This window comes from Nocardia sp. NPDC058497, from assembly GCF_042720195.1.
Classification (GTDB): domain Bacteria; phylum Actinomycetota; class Actinomycetes; order Mycobacteriales; family Mycobacteriaceae; genus Nocardia.
Genome location: NZ_JBHXMY010000932.1, coordinates 1 through 1,511 on the forward strand (window position 1 = coordinate 1; position 1,511 = coordinate 1,511).

Genomic DNA, 1,511 nt, shown 5'->3' on the forward strand with positions numbered 1-1,511 from the left:
TGGGGGGCCGGTACCTCGCTCCGGTTGCCGTACAGACCCACGGGGGGCGGGCGGGTGGGCGCCCCGGGCGGGGTGGTTTTCGGGGCCGATCCGGGCGTCGTCGCCGACGGCGGTTGTCCTTCGGGGGCAGGTTCGGAGTCAGTCTTGATGACTGCGATGAACGCGCCGACCACAACAGCGGCGACGATGCTGAGCAAGATGACGAGTAGCCGGTAGGAGCGCACGATCTAGGTCCTCAGGGGTGGTTCAGGGCGACCATGCCGAGCGGCGTCGATTCGACTGCCGTGATCGGGTTTTCGCCTCGGTCGGGTAGTTGCAGGCGCCAGTCCCCGTCGCGCCAGACGACGGTTGCGGTGTGGCAGGTCAGGGAGTTGTCGCGGTAGCCGGCATAGATCTGCACCCGTGCCTGGGCGTCGGCGTAGTCCGTGACGACGTAGCCGAGAATGCTCGGCGCGTCCTGGCCGGCGGGAGCGGTGATGGAGACCTGCGCGCGGGCAGTGGCCCACGCGTCACGGGCCGCGCCAGTGGCGAGCATGCGCTGCCCGACCATCGCCCATTGCCCGTCGGGAGCGATCGACATCCGTACCGTCGCCTGAATCGCGGTCAGCGCGGCCCCAGCCGGGGACCGGTCGAACCCGGACGCCACCGCGCCGTCGGTCTCGGTAGGGCCTTGCTGACTGAAGGGCAGGTCCACGCCCTGCCAGGTGCGCCACGACAGCCCCGAGGGGACCAGCGGTGCGGCTGCGGTCGAGGGGAGATCGACTGTTGTCGGGTCAGTGTCGTGGCCGCAGCCGACGACAGTCAGTACCAGCAGTGGCAGAAGCCATCTGGTCGCAAGCATAGGTATTCCTTTGGTCTGATGGGAACGGTCAGGTGGGAAGGAGAGCGACAGCGAGGCCACTGGCCGAGCCGAGAAGCACGGCAGCGCACAGCGCCGCGATCAGGCCCTCGACAGCCTCGTCTCGATACATGCGGACGGCGAGCTGCCCGCCGACCCAGATCGTGCGGGCGACGCACACCAGCAGCACGAGCCAGGCCAACCAGCCCAGCAACTGGATCAGCGGCGAAAGAACCTGCGCGGGAAGTTGTTTGGCCAACATCAGCGTGTCCTGTACCGAGCCGACTCGCGCGCGACCTGCACGGCGTCGACGACCACGTCGGCCACCGCAACGGGGTGAGCGCAGGCCAGGTCGTGGCGAGCGCCGGGGATGGTCTCCTGCTCGGCCCATACCCGTTCGGTGAACTCGTTCACCACGCCCGGTGCGGCAAAGGCGTCGTGTTCGCCGACCAGGACCCATGTGGGTGTGGCGCGCAGGAGGTCTTCGACGATGGCCAAATCGGCGGTGTGGCGGCGGTAGGCGCGCAGCAGTCTGCGGGCGGCCTCTACCCGCTCCGGACCCGACCAAAGCTCTCGTGTTCCGAGTTCCCTCGACAGGTCGGTGACGGCGAGCTCCCCGATCCGCCGTAGCGACGGTGGTGGGCTAGGGTCCAGGGTGTTGGACGGATCAGGC

Annotated in this window: 2 protein-coding genes and 2 pseudogenes; all 4 read right to left on the minus strand. The window is 68.8% G+C overall.

The window, feature by feature from the left end:
* Nucleotides 1–224 (minus strand): annotated as a pseudogene (locus tag ACFWPJ_RS32575) (hypothetical protein); the annotation flags it as partial.
* A gap of 11 nt (nucleotides 225–235) precedes the next feature.
* Nucleotides 236–841: a hypothetical protein gene (locus ACFWPJ_RS32580; RefSeq protein WP_378857331.1), complete on the minus strand. Its 606-nt coding sequence runs from the start codon at nucleotides 839–841 to the stop codon at nucleotides 236–238.
* Nucleotides 842–869: 28 nt separating this feature from the next.
* Nucleotides 870–1,100, minus strand: coding sequence for a hypothetical protein (locus ACFWPJ_RS32585; protein WP_378857333.1), 231 nt, complete (start codon nucleotides 1,098–1,100; stop codon nucleotides 870–872).
* Nucleotides 1,100–1,511, minus strand: a pseudogene (locus ACFWPJ_RS32590) (hypothetical protein); the annotation flags it as partial. The pseudogene ACFWPJ_RS32590 and the gene ACFWPJ_RS32585, both read right to left, overlap by 1 nt.